This window comes from Paenibacillus paludis, from assembly GCF_042610515.1.
Taxonomy (GTDB): Bacteria; Bacillota; Bacilli; order Paenibacillales; family Paenibacillaceae; genus Paenibacillus_AQ.
Window position 1 is genome coordinate 256,540 of the sequence record NZ_JBGJZP010000006.1, and the last position, 16,641, is coordinate 273,180.

Below are 16,641 nucleotides of genomic sequence, written 5' to 3' on the forward strand. Positions count from 1 at the left end.
ATGGATTATCAACTGCTGCTGCTGACGATTGCTGTGTCCTTTATCCTTGCGGTCATTGCCGCTCCGCTGATCATTCCGCTGCTGAGACGGATGAAATTCGGACAGCAGGTTCGTGATGACGGACCGCAAACTCATTTGAAAAAAGCTGGAACGCCTACCATGGGCGGTATCATTATTATGGTGGCCTTCACTTTATCTTTTCTGAAATTTTCCGTGGTGAATTCGGACTTTTATGTCCTTTTGGTAGCAACGCTCGGTTACGGGCTGATTGGTTTCCTTGATGATTATATTAAAATTGCTTTCAAGCGTTCGCTGGGACTTACAGCCCGCCAAAAGCTGGCAGGTCAACTGCTGATCGGGGTGGTGTTATGCGTTCTGTTGATTAACGCCGGCCATAACACAGGCATCAGCATACCGGGAACCTCCATCAGCTTCGATTGGGGCGCATGGTTCTACTATCCATTTATTATCCTCATGATGATGGCGGTCACGAATGCAGTAAACTTTACTGACGGAGTAGACGGATTGTTGTCGGGTGTCAGCGCGATCGCACTTGCCGCCTTTGCGGTAGTGGCCATGCAGGCTACCTCGATTGCTGCCGGTGTCTGCGCAGCGGCGATGATCGGGGCGGTATTAGGTTTTCTGGTATTTAATGCACATCCGGCAAAAGTATTTATGGGAGACTTCGGTTCCTTCGGAATTGGCGGTGCGATCGGGGCTATTGCGATTGTGACCAAAACCGAGCTGCTGTTTGTTGTGATTGGCGGAGTTTTTGTGGTTGAGATGCTGTCTGTGATTTTGCAGGTAGCCTCCTTTAAAACGCGCGGCAAGCGCATTTTCAGAATGAGCCCGATCCACCATCACTTTGAGCTCGGCGGCTGGTCGGAATGGCGGGTTGTTGTCTCCTTCTGGGCGGTTAGCCTTGTGCTGGCGGCAGTAGGACTATATATCAGCAAGGGGTTGTAAAGAATGAAACATCCGGATATGTACCGAGGGGAAGAGGTGGTCGTCCTGGGGCTGGCAAAAAGCGGCGTCCAGGTGGCCAAAGTGCTGCATGAGCGCGGTGCGGTAGTTACGGTCAACGATAAAAAGGAAAGAGATCAAAGTCCCGAAGCTTCCGAATTGGAATCTTTGGGAATTTCTGTTATATGCGGCGGACATCCGGAAGGACTGATTCATTCAGGTGTCAGCCTGGTGGTCAAAAATCCGGGCATTCCCTACACTGTTCCTCCAGTGCAGCAGGCGCTGCAGCTAGGCATCGAGGTTGTGACCGAGGTGGAGGTGGCTTACCGGCTCTGTGCCGCCCCCATGATCGGTATTACCGGCTCCAACGGCAAGACAACGACTACGACCTGGGTAGGCCGCATGCTGGAGGCCGCAGGGATGAAGCCGATTGTTGCCGGCAACATCGGTACGCCGCTCTCTCAGGCCGCTCTGGAGGCGGATGAGGACAACTGGATGGTTGTCGAACTAAGCAGCTTCCAGCTTAAGGGGACGGAGACCTTCCGTCCCAAGGTGGGTGCTCTGCTGAACGTAGCCGAAACCCATCTGGATTATCATGGCGACATGGACGATTATGTGGCTTCCAAAGCGAAGCTGTTTGCTAACCAGGGGCCTTCTGACACGGCTGTGCTGAACTGGGATGATCCGGTTTGCCGGGGCCTGGTTCCTTACATCAAAGGCAGCATATTGCCTTTCTCCATGACGGAGGAGCTGGTTCAGGGCATCTTTGTCCGTCCCTCTTTTGTGCCGGATACCGAAGACGACCACAATCGGGTAATCATTTATCGTGATTATTCGGAGAGCGAGACGGAGATTGCCACGGTGGATTCCATTGGCCTCCCGGGGCGGTTCAACGTTGAGAATGCCTTGGCTGCCTGCGGAATCGCCATCGCTGCCGGAGCAGCTCCGGAGGGTCTTGGTGCTGTGCTGGCTTCTTTCCGCGGGGTGGAGCACCGTCTGGAATATGTGGCGGATAAGGCTGGCGCCGCTTACTACAACAATTCCAAAGCAACAAACTCCAAAGCCACCTCCATGGCATTGGCTTCGTTCCGCGAGCCGATTGTATTGATCGCCGGGGGACTCGACCGCGGGTCCGATTATATGGAGCTTCTGCCTGTCCTCAGCGGCAATGTGAAGGGGCTGGTGGTCCTGGGGCAAACAAAGGACAAGCTGGCCAGTGTGGCGCAAATGGCAGGAGTAAAGCGCATCATCTCCGTCGATAATGGGGAGAGCGCCGCCGCCGTGCTGCAGGAGGCTGTCCGGGAGGCTTCCGCTCTTGCGGAAGAAGGAGATGTTGTTCTCCTGTCTCCTGCCTGTGCAAGTTGGGATATGTTTACCTCGTATGAGGAGCGCGGGCGTATTTTTAAAGAGGCGGTGCATAACCTTTAAGTAGGGGGGTGGATAAGCCCCTACTACGGATGCAAGAGGTGTGCTCCTGATGAAGAAATCCCGTCATGCGCCTGATATCTGGCTGCTGATTCCGATTCTGGCTCTACTGGCAATCGGCATGGTGATGGTGTACAGCGCCGGGTCCGTTTTGGGCTTCCGCAATTATGGCGATTCGTTTTATTTTGTTAAAAGACAGCTGCTGTTTGCCGGACTGGGTCTGGGGGCAATGTTTGTTACTGCCAACACGGACTATCTGGTGCTCAAAAAATTTGCGAAGCCTGCTCTGATCATCTGCTTCGTTCTGCTCGTGATGGTGCTCATTCCCGGAATCGGGGTTGTGCGCGGCGGTGCGCGGAGCTGGCTGGGCATCAGCTCCTTCGGAATTCAACCCTCCGAGTTTATGAAGATGGGGATGATTCTTTTTCTGGCAAAATGGCTGGGACAGGATGACTATGATATCTCAGTCTTCACTCGAGGGCTGCTTCCTCCCCTGGCATTGATTGGTTCTGCCTTTGGGCTGATTATGCTGCAGCCGGATCTGGGCACTGGTACTGTAATGTTCGGTGCGGCTCTGATGATGGTGTTCACGGCAGGAGCCCGGATGAAGCATCTGCTGTCACTCGGTGTGGCCGGCATCGCCGGGTTCGCCGGATTGGTTGCTGCCGCGCCATACCGCTTGCAGCGCATTACAGCATTCCTGGATCCCTGGTCGGATCCGCTCGGCGCCGGTTACCAGATTATCCAGTCGCTGTATGCAATTGGACCTGGCGGCCTTGGCGGTCTTGGACTGGGCATGAGCCGGCAAAAGTACAGCTACGTGCCGGAGCCGCAGACTGATTTTATTTTTTCTATATTGGCCGAGGAGCTCGGATTTATCGGGGGGCTGGCAGTACTGCTGCTGTTTCTGATTCTGATCTGGCGCGGGATGAAGGTGGCGATGAGCCTGCCTGACCGTTTCGGCAGTTATCTGGCCGTAGGCATCGTCTGTATGGTGGCTGTCCAGGTTATCATCAACATCGGTGTTGTCATCGGGATGATGCCGGTAACGGGCATTACGCTCCCGCTGATCAGCTATGGAGGCTCGTCGCTGACCCTGATGCTTACAGCACTCGGTATTTTACTGAATTTATCCCGTTATGCGAGGTGAGAGACATGCGTATCGTATTAAGCGGCGGGGGTACGGGGGGACATATTTATCCCGCCGTAGCCGTCGCCAGACAGCTGGAAGAGGAAGACAAGGGCTCTGCCTTTTTGTATATCGGAGGCAAGCGTGGTCTGGAGAGCAAAATCGTTCCCCAGGAGAAAATTCCATTCAAGGCGATTGATATTACGGGCTTCCGCCGGAAGCTCTCCATGGACAATGTAAAGACAGTCATGCGTTTCCTTAAGGGGGTTAAAGCCTCCAAAGAAATGCTCAGAGAATTTAAACCGGATGTCGTGATCGGCACTGGAGGTTATGTCTGCGGCCCAGTCGTTTATGCGGCTTCCCGTCTTGGAATTCCGACCTTGATTCATGAGCAGAATGCCATTCCCGGGCTTACGAACCGCTTCCTTAGCCGGTATGCCGACACAGTTGCCGTAAGCTTTGAAGGGACTGAATCGGCCTTTCCGGGAGGGAAAAACGTCATTTATACAGGAAATCCCCGGGCAACTACCGTAACGACTGCCAGCGCTCAGAGAGGTTTCGCATCACTGGGCATTCCTGAAGGCAGCACAGTGGTGCTGGTTGTCGGAGGCAGCGGGGGGGCTAAGGCCATCAATCAGGCGATGATTGAGATGGCCCCGTATGTGGGTAAGGGTAATGGTGTTCATTATGTGTATGTTACCGGCGAGTCATATTTCGAAGAGACCCGGAAAGCCCTGCGTCAAAAGCTGGGAAGCGAGCCAAGCTGGCTGCATATCCTTCCCTATATTCACAATATGCCCGAGGTTCTGGCTTGTCTTTCTCTGATTGTGAACCGGGCAGGCGCATCTTTTCTTGCAGAAATTACGGCACTGGGTATCCCCTCCGTCCTTATCCCGTCCCCCAACGTGACGAATAATCATCAGGAAGCAAATGCTAGACAATTGGAACGTGAAGGTGCGGCGGTTGTACTGCTGGAGAAGGATCTGAACGGCCAGACCCTGCTGGCGGCTGTACAAAAGATTATTGGCGCAGAAGATGTGCAGAGAAGCATGTCGGAAGCCTCAAGACGTCTGGGCAAAAGAGATTCCGCCTCGCTGGTCGTGGCCGAGCTGCGCAGGCTCGTGGCCAACCGTAAAGCCTAGGTCTTCTGCAGGTTGTTGGGTAATGTATAACTGAAGACGATGTTATTTCCCGATTGCGTGAACAGGCAATTAGGCGGGGAAACGCGCACATTTTCTCTAGTTAAGAGGTTGTGAGTTTCTTGGTGAACAGCAAAGCAATTCTCCGTGCCGAACCTGTACTTAGTGCGTTAATCTTCTTGTTATCCTCCACTGTCACACACCCGGGGTTATGAACATAGGATAATCCTATAATCGTGACAATCACCCAGGGCACTTCCGGTTTATGAGATGACAAAAGCGGGAGGGCCATCCCGCACATTTCATTGCGCCTTGTACGGGAAGTGCTTGTGGTGGGTGAGCGGTAATCTCGGAGGTGATACATTGGACAAATTGGTGATTGAGGGTGGAAACCCCCTGTCAGGCACCATACGTATCCATGGAGCAAAAAATGCGGCGCTGCCGATCCTGGCGGCAAGCCTGCTGGCCGAAGGAGTTCACTCACTGCATAATGTGCCGAAGCTGCTGGACATCGAAACAATGCTGAATATTTTGGAACGGCTGGGCTGCAGGGGCTTGCATGAAGACGAGACGGTGACCATCGACACGTCAATGCTGGGCACTTCCCATGTTCCTGAGGATTTAATGCGGCAGATGAGATCGTCTATTTTTCTGATGGGACCGTTATTATCCAGATTTGGAGAGGTGACGATTTATCAGCCGGGTGGCTGTGCGATCGGGGAGCGCAAGATTGATCTTCATCTGCAGGGACTGAAGCAGCTGGGGGCGGAAATTGAAGAGAGCAATGGACGGATTTCCTGCCGGGCCGCAAGACTTAAGGGAAGCGATATACATCTTGATTATCCTAGTGTCGGAGCCACGGAGAACATTATGATGGCTGCTTCCATGGCAGAAGGAACGACAACGATATCGGGTGCGGCCAGAGAGCCGGAGATTCAGGATCTGCAGAATTTCCTGAATCAGATGGGTGCCCAGATTATCGGTGCCGGTACCGATACCATTACGATTCAAGGTGTAAAGAAGCTATATCCCTGTACGTACGAGGTTATTCCCGATAGGATTGTCGCCGGAACGGTCATGATAGCCGCTGCCGCCACGCGGGGCAACGTTACATTGACCCATACCAATGCCGGGCATTTAACCTCCCTGATCCATGTGCTGAGGAGGGCTGGTGTTCAAATCACCGTATGCAATGATATAATTAATATCAGTTGCATGGGACGTCCCCGTGCGGTGGAACGAATCGTTACTTCTCCCTACCCTTCCTTTCCCACAGATCTCCAATCTCAGGTAATGGTGCTGCTGTCGCTGGCCGACGGATTCAGCGTCATCAAAGAGACGGTATTCGAGGGACGCTTCAAGCATGTGGAGGAGATGGCCAGGATGGGCGCCGATATTTCCATTGATCTGAACCGTGCGTTTATCCGCGGGGTGCAGAGACTGTATGGAGCAACGGTGGAAGCAACCGACCTGCGGGCGGGAGCTGCCCTGGTGATTGCCGGACTCGCCGCTCATGGGACCACGGTTGTTGAGCAGGCGCATCATATTGACCGCGGATATGACGGCATTGAGCAGCTCTTTCAGAAGCTGGGTGCACGCATCAGCCGCAAAGTACCTGTGCCGGGTCCGTTTGATTTGGCCAATTAAAGCTCCCTGTCTCCTTCAGCTTCATGCGTGGGAAGGAGACAGGGCCTTATTACGGAGATATGAGATGCCAAAAACCCGTTTACCTCTTCTTAAAGAGGACAAGCCTACCAAAAAAATGAGCCGAAAGATTACTTTCATTCTGCTGCTGCTGTTTATTGCGCTGCTGGCCGTGATTTTCTTCCGCTCGTCCATGAGCCGGATTACAGAGATCCAATTTCAGGGAAACAAATATTCCACCCGTGAGGAGCTGCTTGAGAAAAGCGGACTTGCCCTCGGAGGACAGTATTTTGCCGTCTCTAATGATGCAGTGGCCGATCGCCTTAAGGAGCTCAAGACGGTTCAGGAGGCCAGTGTGGAAAAGAAATTCCCCGGTCTAGTCACCATCAGTATTAAGGAGTACCCTGCAGTGGCCTATGAATTGGATCAAGATGGCGTACTGGAGGCGATTCTATCCAGCGGCGCTGCTGTTTCCGTGAATGAAACGGGCATTGCGGTGGAGAAGCCGATCTTGACAAGCTGGGGGGAAGATGATCCCCATAAAGCCAAATTGTGCCAGGCTCTCGCCAGTATCCCTAATGAACTGACCAGTGACATTTCCGAGATTGTGCCATCACCAACATTATCCTTTCCAGACCGCATCAAGCTGTATACCCGTTCGCATTTTGAAGTCATTACGGCAATTTCTTTGCTTAAGGATAAAGTAGAGTATTTAAATCAAGTGATAGAGACAGAGGAGCCCGGACTGATCAAGATGCTTGAAGCGGATTCCTATGTTCCTTTTGCACCTGTAAAAGAGGAGAATGTGAAAGAGGACACGCAAGAGTAAATAGGCCCTACTAATAGTAAGAAAAAAATGCTACAATCGGTTTTACGGGCAATAGGCAACGTCCCTCTTTTTTCTTCGGATTTTTTGAAATGAAGTATCAAATATGGATGACATTTCTTTATTACACTTATATTTCATGTAATAAATGCCTGTTTTCAGGTTTCTAGCAGCTGCTATCTTCATGCGAGATGCTTGTCATATTATCCCACTCAAAAAATTTGTAGAAAAAAGAGGGAAAGGATTAGAGATGTTGAATATGTACAGAGAAGTTTTTCTTCAATGGAAACCAAAAACTAAATCAGCTTTACATTTCATTTTGATAATAACAGGAGGTGCCATAGGGCTTGAGCAACAATGACATCATTGTTAGTTTGGACATCGGTACATCCAAAGTTCGGGCAATTATTGGGGAAGTTACTAATGGAACCTTTAATATTATTGGCGTTGGATCTGCTGATTCGGAAGGAATACGAAAAGGTGCGATTGTAGATATCGACCAGACTGTGCAATCGATCAAGAGTGCTGTAGATCATGCGGAGCAAATGGTCGGTATACAAATATCCGAGGTCTATGTCGGCATTTCCGGCAATCATATCGGGCTTCAATCCAGTCATGGTGTTGTGGCCGTTCAGAATGAGGATCGTGAAATCGGCGAAGATGATATCGATCGTGTAATCAAGGCAGCAGAAGTTATTGCACTGCCTCCTGAACGCGAGGTAATTGATGTTGTCGCCAAGCAATATATCGTCGATGGCCTTGAAGGAATCCAGGATCCCCGCGGGATGATCGGAGTTCGTCTGGAAGTGGAAGCGACGATTATTACCGGGGCTAAAACGCCAATACATAATCTGCTTCGCTGCGTAGAGAAATCAGGACTTAAAGTCAAAGATCTTGTACTGATGTCTCTTGGAGCTGGCGGATTAGCGCTTTCCAAAGATGAGAAATCAATGGGCGCCGTGCTGGTTGACATCGGTGCGGGCTCAACGACGATAGCCGTATATGAAGAAGGTTCCCTTTGTGCCACCTCCACGATCCCGATCGGCGGAGAATTTGTAACCAATGATATCGCATACGGACTCCGTACACTTACTGATCAGGCGGAGAAGGTGAAGCTGAAGTATGGCTGCGCCTGGATTGACGACGCCGCTTCTGACGTGGTGTTCAAGGTGCTCCGGATCGGCAGCAATGTGGAAAAAGAATTTAATCAGGAAGATCTTGCAGCGATCATTGAACCGAGAGTGCAGGAAATCTTCCATCTGATTCGTCAGGAAGTGAAGCGGCTTGGTTACAATGAGCTTCCCGGAGGTTATATACTAACGGGTGGCACTGTATCTATGCCGGGGGTATTAAAAGCAGCCCAGACTGAACTATCAGCCTCTGTGCGCGTTGCGGTGCCGGATTATATCGGAGTCCGCGATCCCGGATTTACCGGAGGAGTAGGCATCCTGCATAACGTTGTCCGCAGATTCCGCGGACGCGGAAACAGCAGCAGCGGGAATAAAAAGACGGTCAACCGGAACAAGCAGAATGCAGCTCCGAATCAGGAAGCCGTTTCGAAGCCGGGTTTGGTGGAACGTCTAAAGAATATGTTCAGCGAGTTCATATAAGTGTAAGTCCAGATATACTTGGACTGGCCATCCAAGCACATTGAGGGGGAGATGGAACAATATGTTGGAATTTGATTTTGAAATGGAGAGCTTGGCGCAAATAAAGGTCATCGGCGTGGGCGGCGGCGGTAGCAATGCTGTCAACCGGATGATTGAAAATGGCGTTCAGGGTGTGGAATTCATCACAGTTAATACAGATGCCCAAGCGCTGCATATGGCCAAATCGGAGCATAAACTGCAAATCGGGGATAAACTGACCCGCGGACTTGGCGCTGGAGCCAATCCTGAGGTGGGGAAGAAAGCGGCTGAAGAATCCCGCGATCTGATTTCAAATACGCTTAAAGGTGCAGATATGGTATTCGTAACCGCAGGTATGGGCGGGGGTACCGGAACGGGCGCAGCGCCTGTAATTGCTGAGATTGCCAGAGAGTGCGGAGCATTGACGGTTGGCGTCGTGACCCGTCCGTTTACTTTTGAAGGCAGAAAACGTGCAAATCAGGCAGAGCTTGGCATCGAGGCGCTCAAGGAAAAGGTCGATACACTGATCGTGATTCCCAATGACCGACTGCTGGAAATTGTGGATAAGAAAACCCCAATGCTGGAGGCATTCCGTGAAGCGGATAATGTACTCCGCCAGGCGGTGCAAGGGATCTCCGACCTTATTCAGGTTCCCGGCCTGATCAACCTTGACTTTGCCGATGTGAAGACAATTATGACGGAGCGCGGTTCAGCGCTTATGGGTATCGGTATCGCCACCGGCGAGAACCGTGCTTCGGAGGCGGCCCGCAAAGCGATCATGAGTCCGCTCCTGGAGACCTCCATTGAAGGTGCTCGCGGCGTGATCATGAACATTACAGGGGGTTCCAACCTTTCCCTGTATGAGGTGAATGAAGCAGCCGAGATCGTTACCTCTGCTTCGGATCCTGAAGTGAATATGATCTTTGGTGCCATCATTGAGGAAAGCATGAAGGATGAAATCAAAGTTACGGTAATCGCTACCGGCTTTGAACACAAACCTTCACCGATTGCTCCAGCCCGCCGTCCATCGGCGAGTAGCGAACCTGCTGCGCCGGATAAGAATGCCAATCTGCGTCCGTTTGGCAATCAGACAGCCTCAGACCAGCTGGACATTCCAACATTCCTGCGCAACCGTACTCGCGGCAATAACGACTAATAAAATAGTATAGTGTAAATAGATTTACGGAAGCACCGTATCTCCCAAGCGATCAGCTATGGGTGGATACGGTGTTTTTTGGTTTACCGGCTGTTATAATACTAGTAGCGGGAGAGGATACAATGAAACTGCTTGATCCCCGGGTTGATTTTGTATTTAAACGTATTTTTGCAAGCGAGGGCAATAAGGATGTGCTGTTGGCTTTTCTTAACGGTATTTTTTCGGATGCAGGGGAACCTCCGCTGAATGAAGTGGTGCTGCTGAATCCATACACGGATAAGGATGATCCGCTGGATAAGCAATCGATATTCGACATATGGGCCAAGACCGAGGAAGGCAAGTTGATTAATATTGAAATGCAGCTGTTTAATAAATATGATATTGAGAAACGCACGCTCTATTACTGGAGCAAACGATATTCGGGCCAGCTGCAGGAGACGGGTAAGTATAAGGATCTCAAAAAATGTGTGACCATCAATATATTAAATTATAAAGTTTTGCCCAATGAACATACTCATAGTGTGTTTCATCTGCGGGAAGATAGGAATGGAACTCCGCTTGCAGACGATATTGAAATTCATTTCTTGGAGCTGCCGAAGCTGGAGCATACGCCTGTTCCCGGTGAAGGCGGTTTGGTCAATTGGCTGCTGTTTCTGAAAGGAATAGACGATTCGAATTGGGAGGTGCTTAGCATGAATGAGCCTGTCTTGAAAAAGGCAATGGATACGCTGCAATTCCTGAGCCAGGATGAGGAGGCCCGCATGAAGTATGAAGCCCGCCAGAAGTTTTTGCTGGATGAGGCTTCGCAAAGAGACGGGGCGCTTACAGAGGGCTTTGCCAAAGGGTTGGCTGAGGGAAGAGCGGTAGGAAGAGCTGCGGGTATAGAGGAAGGTAAGGCGGAAGGCAAGCTGGCGGGTAGATTGGAAGGCAAGCTGGAAGGGAAGCTGGAAGGGAAGTTGGAAGGGAAGTTACAGGGGAAATTAGAAGCCAGATTGGAAGTGGCAAGAAATCTGCTTGCGATGGGACTGGATTATCATGCGATCCGAACGGCAACGGGGCTTACAGATGAAGAATTAGAGTCTATGAAGTGAATTTAAGATTAGGAATTTTGAAGTCAGCCTTTAGATTTAGAGGCTGGCTTTTTTTATTAAAAGATAAGGACGGCTAAGCCGTTTCCACTTGTCATGTAGAGGTTTATGCTGTACTGATAAGCCTCGAGCAGCTCCAGCCTCTCAAGTTAACTCTGTCACGCTATAACTCGACAAAAAAACCTCAAGAACGCCCCCCAAGTTTAGACAGACTTTGAATGCGAGAGTTCCTATACTAATCTTATCGTCCAAAAAGAGAGCCTGATCCCCGGCCTTGAGGATAGATAGCAGCCCTTAGGCAGGTGAATGCATTGGTAGTTTATATTGACTTGATTTTCGCTGCCAATCTGCTGATCGATGGCATTCTTCTATGGCTGACAGGCTGGCTGGTCAAGCTTAAGGCCTCCAGGTGGAGATTGGCGCTCTCCGCGCTGGTTGGCGCGCTTTATGTAGTGATGATGTTCGTACCGGAGCTGTCTTTTCTCTATACCTTCCTCATTAAGTTCGGATTGTCGGTAGTCATGCTGTGGATTGCCTTTGGATTCAGGAGTCTGCAAAGCTACCTCCGCGTGTTGGGGGCCTTTTATATTATTAATTTTGCAGCAGCCGGCGGCATTGTAGGTATTCACTATTTGTTGCAGAGCTCAGGCGACATCTGGAAGGGTATTCTGTTTACCTCTTCAGGAGGCCAAGCATACCGGATGAAGATCGGTTTCTGGTTTGTGCTTGCGGTCTTACCGCTGGTACTGCTCCTCTTTAAGCTCTTCCATTCTTCACGGGTCCGCAGGGAGCAGCTCGAATCGTACATTGGTGAGGTAACTGTGGAAATTGACGGCGTAACTGTGGTCTGTCCAGGGCTGCTGGATACAGGGAACCGGCTCAGTGATCCGTTGACGCGGATTCCGGTAATGGTGATGGAGGCGTCGCTCTGGGAAGGCCATCTGCCTGCTTCATGGAAAGGGAGGCTGACACAGACGAGCGCAGACACCCTTCTGCTGGAAACGGACGGGCAGTCTTTTGCCTGGCAGGACAGGATGCGGCTTGTCCCTTATAGGGGCATCAACCGTGGTTCATCCTTTATGCTTGCGCTGAAGCCGGATCTTGTGAAGATACAGTTGGGTGAGGAGACCTTTTACAGCAAAAGGGTGCTCATCGGGCTGGATGGCGGGACACTGTCGGGAGACGGCGCGTACCGGGCGGTCATACATCCTGACCTCGCCCAAAAAGAACAGGCTGCTGACGCAGCGCTGCCATGCTGATAACCGCAGAAGCATTTGGCATTTCAATCCTAATATTGGACAAAGGGAATTGGGGCAGGGCAGCAGGGAAATGGATGGGATAAGAAATATCACAGGGTTACTGTGTACTTCTTGGAGGAGGAACAAGAATGGTCAAATGGAAGTTAGCGCTGCAACTGCAATATTACCGCATGCTGTTTCTGCTGGGGCTGAAAAGCCAGGAAATTTATTATATCGGTGGAAGCGAGGCGCTGCCTCCTCCCTTGACGAGGGAAGAGGAGGAGTATTTACTGCAGCGGCTGTCCAGCGGCGATGCGGCAGTCCGGGCCATGCTGATTGAGCGCAACCTGCGGCTCGTTGTATACATTGCCCGGAAATTTGAGAACACCGGCATCAACATTGAAGATCTTGTCTCTATCGGGGCCATTGGACTAATCAAGGCGGTCAATACGTTTGATCCGGAGAAAAAAATCAAGCTGGCTACCTATGCCTCACGCTGCATCGAAAATGAGATACTGATGTATTTGCGGCGCAACAGCAAGACACGGAGTGAGGTGTCCTTTGATGAACCGCTAAATATTGACTGGGACGGCAACGAGCTGCTTCTCTCCGATGTGCTTGGCACCGAGAACGACACCATTTACCGGAACATCGAAGAGCAAGTGGACCGGAAGCTGCTGCAGAAGGCGCTGGAGAAGCTGAGTGAGCGGGAACGCCTGATTATGGAGCTAAGGTTTGGACTGCGCGGGGGAGAAGAAAAAACGCAAAAGGATGTGGCCGATCTGCTGGGTATTTCCCAATCCTATATTTCGCGTCTGGAAAAAAGAATTATCAAGCGGCTGCGCAAGGAGTTTAACAAGATGGTGTAAGCATAAATCAGCAAGGAATAAAATGCCGGACCGGGGAGATAATGTACAGTAATGTTTCTCCTTGGGAGGTAAATCATCATGACCCGAAATAAAGTCGAGATTTGCGGTGTGGACACCAGCAAGCTGCCCGTACTAACAAACGTGGAAATGCGGGAGCTGTTCACTTCGCTGCAGCAGCAGGGCGAGCGATCCGCCAGAGAGAAATTGGTAAATGGTAACCTTAGACTCGTTCTTAGTGTTATTCAAAGGTTCAATAATCGGGGAGAGTTCGTTGACGATCTGTTCCAGGTAGGCTGCATCGGGTTGATGAAAGCCATCGATAATTTTGATTTATCGCAAAATGTGAAGTTCTCCACCTATGCGGTGCCGATGATTATCGGTGAAATCCGCAGGTATCTGCGCGATAATAACCCGATTCGGGTATCACGTTCGCTCAGGGATATCGCATACAAGGCGCTGCAGGTGCGTGACAGTCTGACGAACCAGAATTCCCGGGAGCCGACGATTTTTGAAATTTCCGAGGCGCTGGGAGTTCCGAAAGAAGATGTGGTTTTTGCTTTAGACGCCATCCAGGACCCGGTCTCCTTGTTCGAGCCAATCTACCATGACGGCGGGGACCCGATTTATGTGATGGACCAGATTAGCGACGATAAGAATAAAGATGTCTCTTGGATTGAGGAAATTGCATTGAGGGAAGCGATGCGCAAACTGGGACAACGCGAGAAGCGGATACTGTCCATGCGTTTCTTCGAGGGCAAGACCCAGATGGAGGTCGCCGATGAGATTGGGATCTCTCAAGCCCAGGTTTCCAGACTTGAGAAATCGGCCATCCAGCAAATGCAAAAGCATGTGAAGACCTGAGTAACAGCGATAGATGAAGCAGGGGTATCCAGGAGGCTATAACCCTTCTGGATACCCCTTTGTATGTAGAACCGTATTGGAAAATATATATTGCATTGCATGTTGCCAAGCCCGAACAACATATATTGGACTATATGTCTGAAAGTACAGGGGTGGCGAGGTGAACGAGGATTCAATAGGAACAGGCAAAAAAATGAAAATTTCCGATTTTCAGACCAAGGATGTCATCAATATTGTTGATGGTAAGCGGCTCGGGCAAATCAGTGATCTGGAGCTCGATCTGCGCCGCGGAGTCATTGACGCAATCATTGTGCCCGGGTATACACGCTTTATGGGGCTCTTTGGAGGTGGCGCTGATTTGATCATTCCCTGGAGGAATATCGTTAAGATTGGTGCTGATGTTGTGCTCGTAAAGATAGAGGAGTCCAGAATGCCCCAAGGTCAGGAAGAGCGGGAAACTATGTATTTGGAACGGGGAGACCGCAGTGAAAGGCGCACATATTAACTGGGTGCGTCTTTTTTGAGCGGAAACGGGTATAGAGCTTATGTAAGAAGTACAGCCCATAACCGGGAGATTGTTCGGAGGCTTTGTAAAGTACTTGAGTAAGCTTCGAGGTCTTAACAACACTTTGTGGGGAGGTCTTGTGGTACACTTAGGCGGAGGTGAGAAGATGGAACCGTTCGTACAAATCGACAGAACGCCTGTGCAGCTTCATCTGAAGCCGTGGTGTTCAGCATATGCCCAAATTACTGCCGGCTTTACAGGAAGACAAGGTGGTGCGGGCAAGGCGCCGTATGACAGCTTCAACTGTGCTCTTCATGTCGGCGATGACGTGGAAGATGTGATCAGCAACCGGAGGATGCTCGCCGAGAGTCTCGGTTTTACACTGGATTCATGGACATGCGGGGAACAAACTCATGGGAAAAATATTGCGGTTGTTACCAAAGAGAACCAAGGATACGGCAATCTGGACAGAGCAAGCGCCTTTCAGTCCACTGATGGGCTGCTGACCAATGTGCCGGGGGTGCTGCTGACTTCCTTTTATGCGGACTGTGTGCCGCTATATTTCTATGATCCTTTGCAGCAGGTGGCCGGCCTTGCGCATGCGGGCTGGAAAGGGACTGTAGCAGAAATTGCCGGGGCTATGGTCAGCACAATGGGTGAGGTCTACGGCAGCCGTCCAAAAGATATTCTGACAGCCATTGGACCTTCTATCGGTGAATGCTGTTATGAGGTCGATGATTATGTAATGAATCATGTCCGCCGGTTGGAGGATGAACTTAGCACACTGAATTTGGCTGAGAACGCTCCATTCTTATACAGGAAGTCGGATGCAGATGACAGCAAAAGCATGCTGAACTTGAAAGAAATGAATCGACGCATTATGATTAAAGCAGGAATATTGCCGACTCATATCGAATGTACAACTTGGTGTACAAGCTGTAACAGTGATCTCTTCTTCTCATACCGTAAGGAAAACGGGGTTACAGGAAGAATGACGAGCTGGATCGGAATAAAGGAGAGCTGAAAGTTGGGTTTGACACTGCAAGAAAGAATAGCCGAGGTCGAGGAACGTGTGGAACGGGCTTGCGCGGCAAGCGGCAGGGATGCAAGTGACGTCAAGGTTATCGCAGTGACGAAATATGTATCGCTGGAAACGGTATCCGCTGTGCTGGAAGCGGGTCTTGAGGACATTGCCGAAAGCCGCTGGCAGAACGCCGAACATAAATGGAACGCCCTGGGCAACAAAGGCACATGGCATTTCATCGGTCATTTGCAGACCAATAAGGTAAAGGACGTTATCGGCAAATTTCAATATATACACTCTTTGGACCGGTTATCACTGGCACAGGAATTGCACAAGAAGGCCGAGGCCGCCGGTATAGACGTAAACGTCTTCCTTCAGGTGAATATCTCGGGAGAAGATACGAAATTTGGTTTATCTGCTGAAGCGGTGCCTGGATTTTTGCGTGAAATCGCTCCTCTGCATCGTGTGAAAGTAATCGGCCTTATGACGATGGCGCCTTATGAAGGGGATCCCGAGCTTACCCGCCCGGTCTTTCGCGGACTCCGCGAACTGCGCGATGCGCTCAATCTGCTAGCTTTGACACCTGAGCCTATACAAGAGCTGTCGATGGGAATGTCGAATGATTTTGAAGTGGCGATACAGGAAGGAGCCACCTGGGTGCGCCTGGGAACGGTATTAGTAGGTCATGAGGAGGGAGCTTGATGGGCGTGATGAACCGGTTTATGAGCTTTTTGGGCTTGCAGGAGGAAGAGGAAATTGTGGAGCGGGAGCAGATTTCCCGTGAAGAGGATGAATACGAGCCCGCCCCTGTAGAAAACCGTAAAAACCAGCGGGCCAACGTCGTCAGTATCCATTCGCAAAAAAATGTGAAGGTAGTGCTTTATGAGCCCCGTTCTTATGACGAAGCTCAGGAAATTGCCGACCATCTTCGTTCGCACCGCACAGTCGTAATTAATTTGCAGCGCGTGCGCAATGACCAGGCAATGCGGATTATTGATTTTCTCAGCGGAACTGTTTATGCCCTGGGTGGAGGAATCTCCAAAATTGGGGGCAATATATTTATGTGCACACCGGATACGGTCGAAATTCAAGGTTCCATAACGGAAATTCTGGGTGACGATCAAGACTACAACAGAATGAGGTGAA

General features: G+C 50.7%; 16 protein-coding genes. All 16 read left to right on the forward strand.

Translation table 11 applies throughout. The features are described from left to right. The 16 genes from mraY to ACAN56_RS14025 all read left to right on the forward strand — a co-directional run bounded on the left by mraY (window position 1) and on the right by ACAN56_RS14025 (window position 16,640). A complete protein-coding gene (mraY, locus tag ACAN56_RS13950; RefSeq protein ID WP_038595366.1) occupies window positions 1-966 on the forward strand; it encodes a phospho-N-acetylmuramoyl-pentapeptide-transferase in 966 nt (321 codons plus the stop codon). A gap of 3 nt (window positions 967-969) precedes the next feature. After that, a complete protein-coding gene (gene murD / locus ACAN56_RS13955) occupies window positions 970-2,391 on the forward strand; it encodes a UDP-N-acetylmuramoyl-L-alanine--D-glutamate ligase (protein ID WP_379143482.1) in 1,422 nt (473 codons plus the stop codon). Between the two features lie 49 nt (window positions 2,392-2,440). After that, window positions 2,441-3,538, forward strand: a complete 1,098-nt coding sequence (gene spoVE, locus ACAN56_RS13960; RefSeq protein ID WP_038595363.1) for a stage V sporulation protein E — start codon at window positions 2,441-2,443, stop codon at window positions 3,536-3,538. A gap of 5 nt (window positions 3,539-3,543) precedes the next feature. Then, entirely contained in the window at window positions 3,544-4,659 is a 1,116-nt protein-coding gene (murG, locus tag ACAN56_RS13965; protein WP_038595362.1) for an undecaprenyldiphospho-muramoylpentapeptide beta-N-acetylglucosaminyltransferase, read from the forward strand. Between the two features lie 360 nt (window positions 4,660-5,019). Then, on the forward strand, window positions 5,020-6,303 hold the full coding sequence (murA, locus tag ACAN56_RS13970) for a UDP-N-acetylglucosamine 1-carboxyvinyltransferase (protein ID WP_379143485.1): 1,284 nt from the start codon (window positions 5,020-5,022) through the stop codon (window positions 6,301-6,303). 64 nt (window positions 6,304-6,367) lie between these two features. Further along, window positions 6,368-7,129, forward strand: coding sequence for a cell division protein FtsQ/DivIB (locus ACAN56_RS13975; RefSeq protein WP_038595359.1), 762 nt, complete (start codon window positions 6,368-6,370; stop codon window positions 7,127-7,129). 344 nt (window positions 7,130-7,473) lie between these two features. Further along, window positions 7,474-8,736, forward strand: a complete 1,263-nt coding sequence (gene ftsA / locus ACAN56_RS13980; RefSeq protein WP_038595357.1) for a cell division protein FtsA — start codon at window positions 7,474-7,476, stop codon at window positions 8,734-8,736. Window positions 8,737-8,797: 61 nt separating this feature from the next. Next, window positions 8,798-9,910 (forward strand): cell division protein FtsZ, encoded by a 1,113-nt coding sequence (ftsZ, locus tag ACAN56_RS13985; RefSeq protein WP_038595356.1) that lies wholly within the window; start codon window positions 8,798-8,800, stop codon window positions 9,908-9,910. A gap of 122 nt (window positions 9,911-10,032) precedes the next feature. Further along, on the forward strand, window positions 10,033-11,001 hold the full coding sequence (locus tag ACAN56_RS13990; protein ID WP_379143489.1) for an Rpn family recombination-promoting nuclease/putative transposase: 969 nt from the start codon (window positions 10,033-10,035) through the stop codon (window positions 10,999-11,001). Between the two features lie 308 nt (window positions 11,002-11,309). Continuing rightward, window positions 11,310-12,257, forward strand: a complete 948-nt coding sequence (gene spoIIGA / locus ACAN56_RS13995; protein ID WP_038595353.1) for a sigma-E processing peptidase SpoIIGA — start codon at window positions 11,310-11,312, stop codon at window positions 12,255-12,257. Between the two features lie 128 nt (window positions 12,258-12,385). Then, the gene (gene sigE / locus ACAN56_RS14000; protein WP_038595351.1) at window positions 12,386-13,105 is read left to right on the forward strand and encodes an RNA polymerase sporulation sigma factor SigE; all 720 of its coding nucleotides are present in this window, start codon (window positions 12,386-12,388) and stop codon (window positions 13,103-13,105) included. Between the two features lie 78 nt (window positions 13,106-13,183). Further along, the gene (gene sigG / locus ACAN56_RS14005; protein WP_038595349.1) at window positions 13,184-13,966 is read left to right on the forward strand and encodes an RNA polymerase sporulation sigma factor SigG; all 783 of its coding nucleotides are present in this window, start codon (window positions 13,184-13,186) and stop codon (window positions 13,964-13,966) included. Window positions 13,967-14,159: 193 nt separating this feature from the next. Then, a complete protein-coding gene (locus ACAN56_RS14010; protein ID WP_038600462.1) occupies window positions 14,160-14,471 on the forward strand; it encodes a YlmC/YmxH family sporulation protein in 312 nt (103 codons plus the stop codon). Window positions 14,472-14,637: 166 nt separating this feature from the next. Next, complete coding sequence (gene pgeF, locus ACAN56_RS14015) at window positions 14,638-15,495, forward strand: peptidoglycan editing factor PgeF (protein ID WP_038595348.1); 858 nt, start codon at window positions 14,638-14,640, stop codon at window positions 15,493-15,495. Window positions 15,496-15,504: 9 nt separating this feature from the next. Further along, window positions 15,505-16,197, forward strand: coding sequence for a YggS family pyridoxal phosphate-dependent enzyme (locus tag ACAN56_RS14020; protein WP_379143796.1), 693 nt, complete (start codon window positions 15,505-15,507; stop codon window positions 16,195-16,197). Next, window positions 16,197-16,640 carry a cell division protein SepF gene (locus tag ACAN56_RS14025; RefSeq protein ID WP_038595346.1) on the forward strand — a complete coding sequence of 148 codons (444 nt, stop codon included), beginning with the start codon at window positions 16,197-16,199 and terminating at the stop codon, window positions 16,638-16,640. Before ACAN56_RS14020 ends, ACAN56_RS14025 begins: the two co-directional genes overlap by 1 nt. Window position 16,641: the final 1 nt, after the last annotated feature.

Bases quoted from the DNA above. Each gene is read 5' to 3' on its own strand.
- mraY (WP_038595366.1), top strand. From the start codon at position 1: ATGGATTATCAACTGCTGCTGCTGACGATTGCTGTGTCCTTTATCCTT.
- murD (WP_379143482.1), top strand. From the start codon at position 970: ATGAAACATCCGGATATGTACCGAGGGGAAGAGGTGGTCGTCCTGGGG.
- spoVE (WP_038595363.1), top strand. From the start codon at position 2,441: ATGAAGAAATCCCGTCATGCGCCTGATATCTGGCTGCTGATTCCGATT.
- murG (WP_038595362.1), top strand. From the start codon at position 3,544: ATGCGTATCGTATTAAGCGGCGGGGGTACGGGGGGACATATTTATCCC.
- ACAN56_RS13975 (WP_038595359.1), top strand. From the start codon at position 6,368: ATGCCAAAAACCCGTTTACCTCTTCTTAAAGAGGACAAGCCTACCAAA.
- ftsZ (WP_038595356.1), top strand. From the start codon at position 8,798: ATGTTGGAATTTGATTTTGAAATGGAGAGCTTGGCGCAAATAAAGGTC.
- ACAN56_RS13990 (WP_379143489.1), top strand. From the start codon at position 10,033: ATGAAACTGCTTGATCCCCGGGTTGATTTTGTATTTAAACGTATTTTT.
- sigE (WP_038595351.1), top strand. From the start codon at position 12,386: ATGGTCAAATGGAAGTTAGCGCTGCAACTGCAATATTACCGCATGCTG.
- sigG (WP_038595349.1), top strand. From the start codon at position 13,184: ATGACCCGAAATAAAGTCGAGATTTGCGGTGTGGACACCAGCAAGCTG.
- ACAN56_RS14010 (WP_038600462.1), top strand. From the start codon at position 14,160: ATGAAAATTTCCGATTTTCAGACCAAGGATGTCATCAATATTGTTGAT.
- pgeF (WP_038595348.1), top strand. From the start codon at position 14,638: ATGGAACCGTTCGTACAAATCGACAGAACGCCTGTGCAGCTTCATCTG.
- ACAN56_RS14025 (WP_038595346.1), top strand. From the start codon at position 16,197: ATGGGCGTGATGAACCGGTTTATGAGCTTTTTGGGCTTGCAGGAGGAA.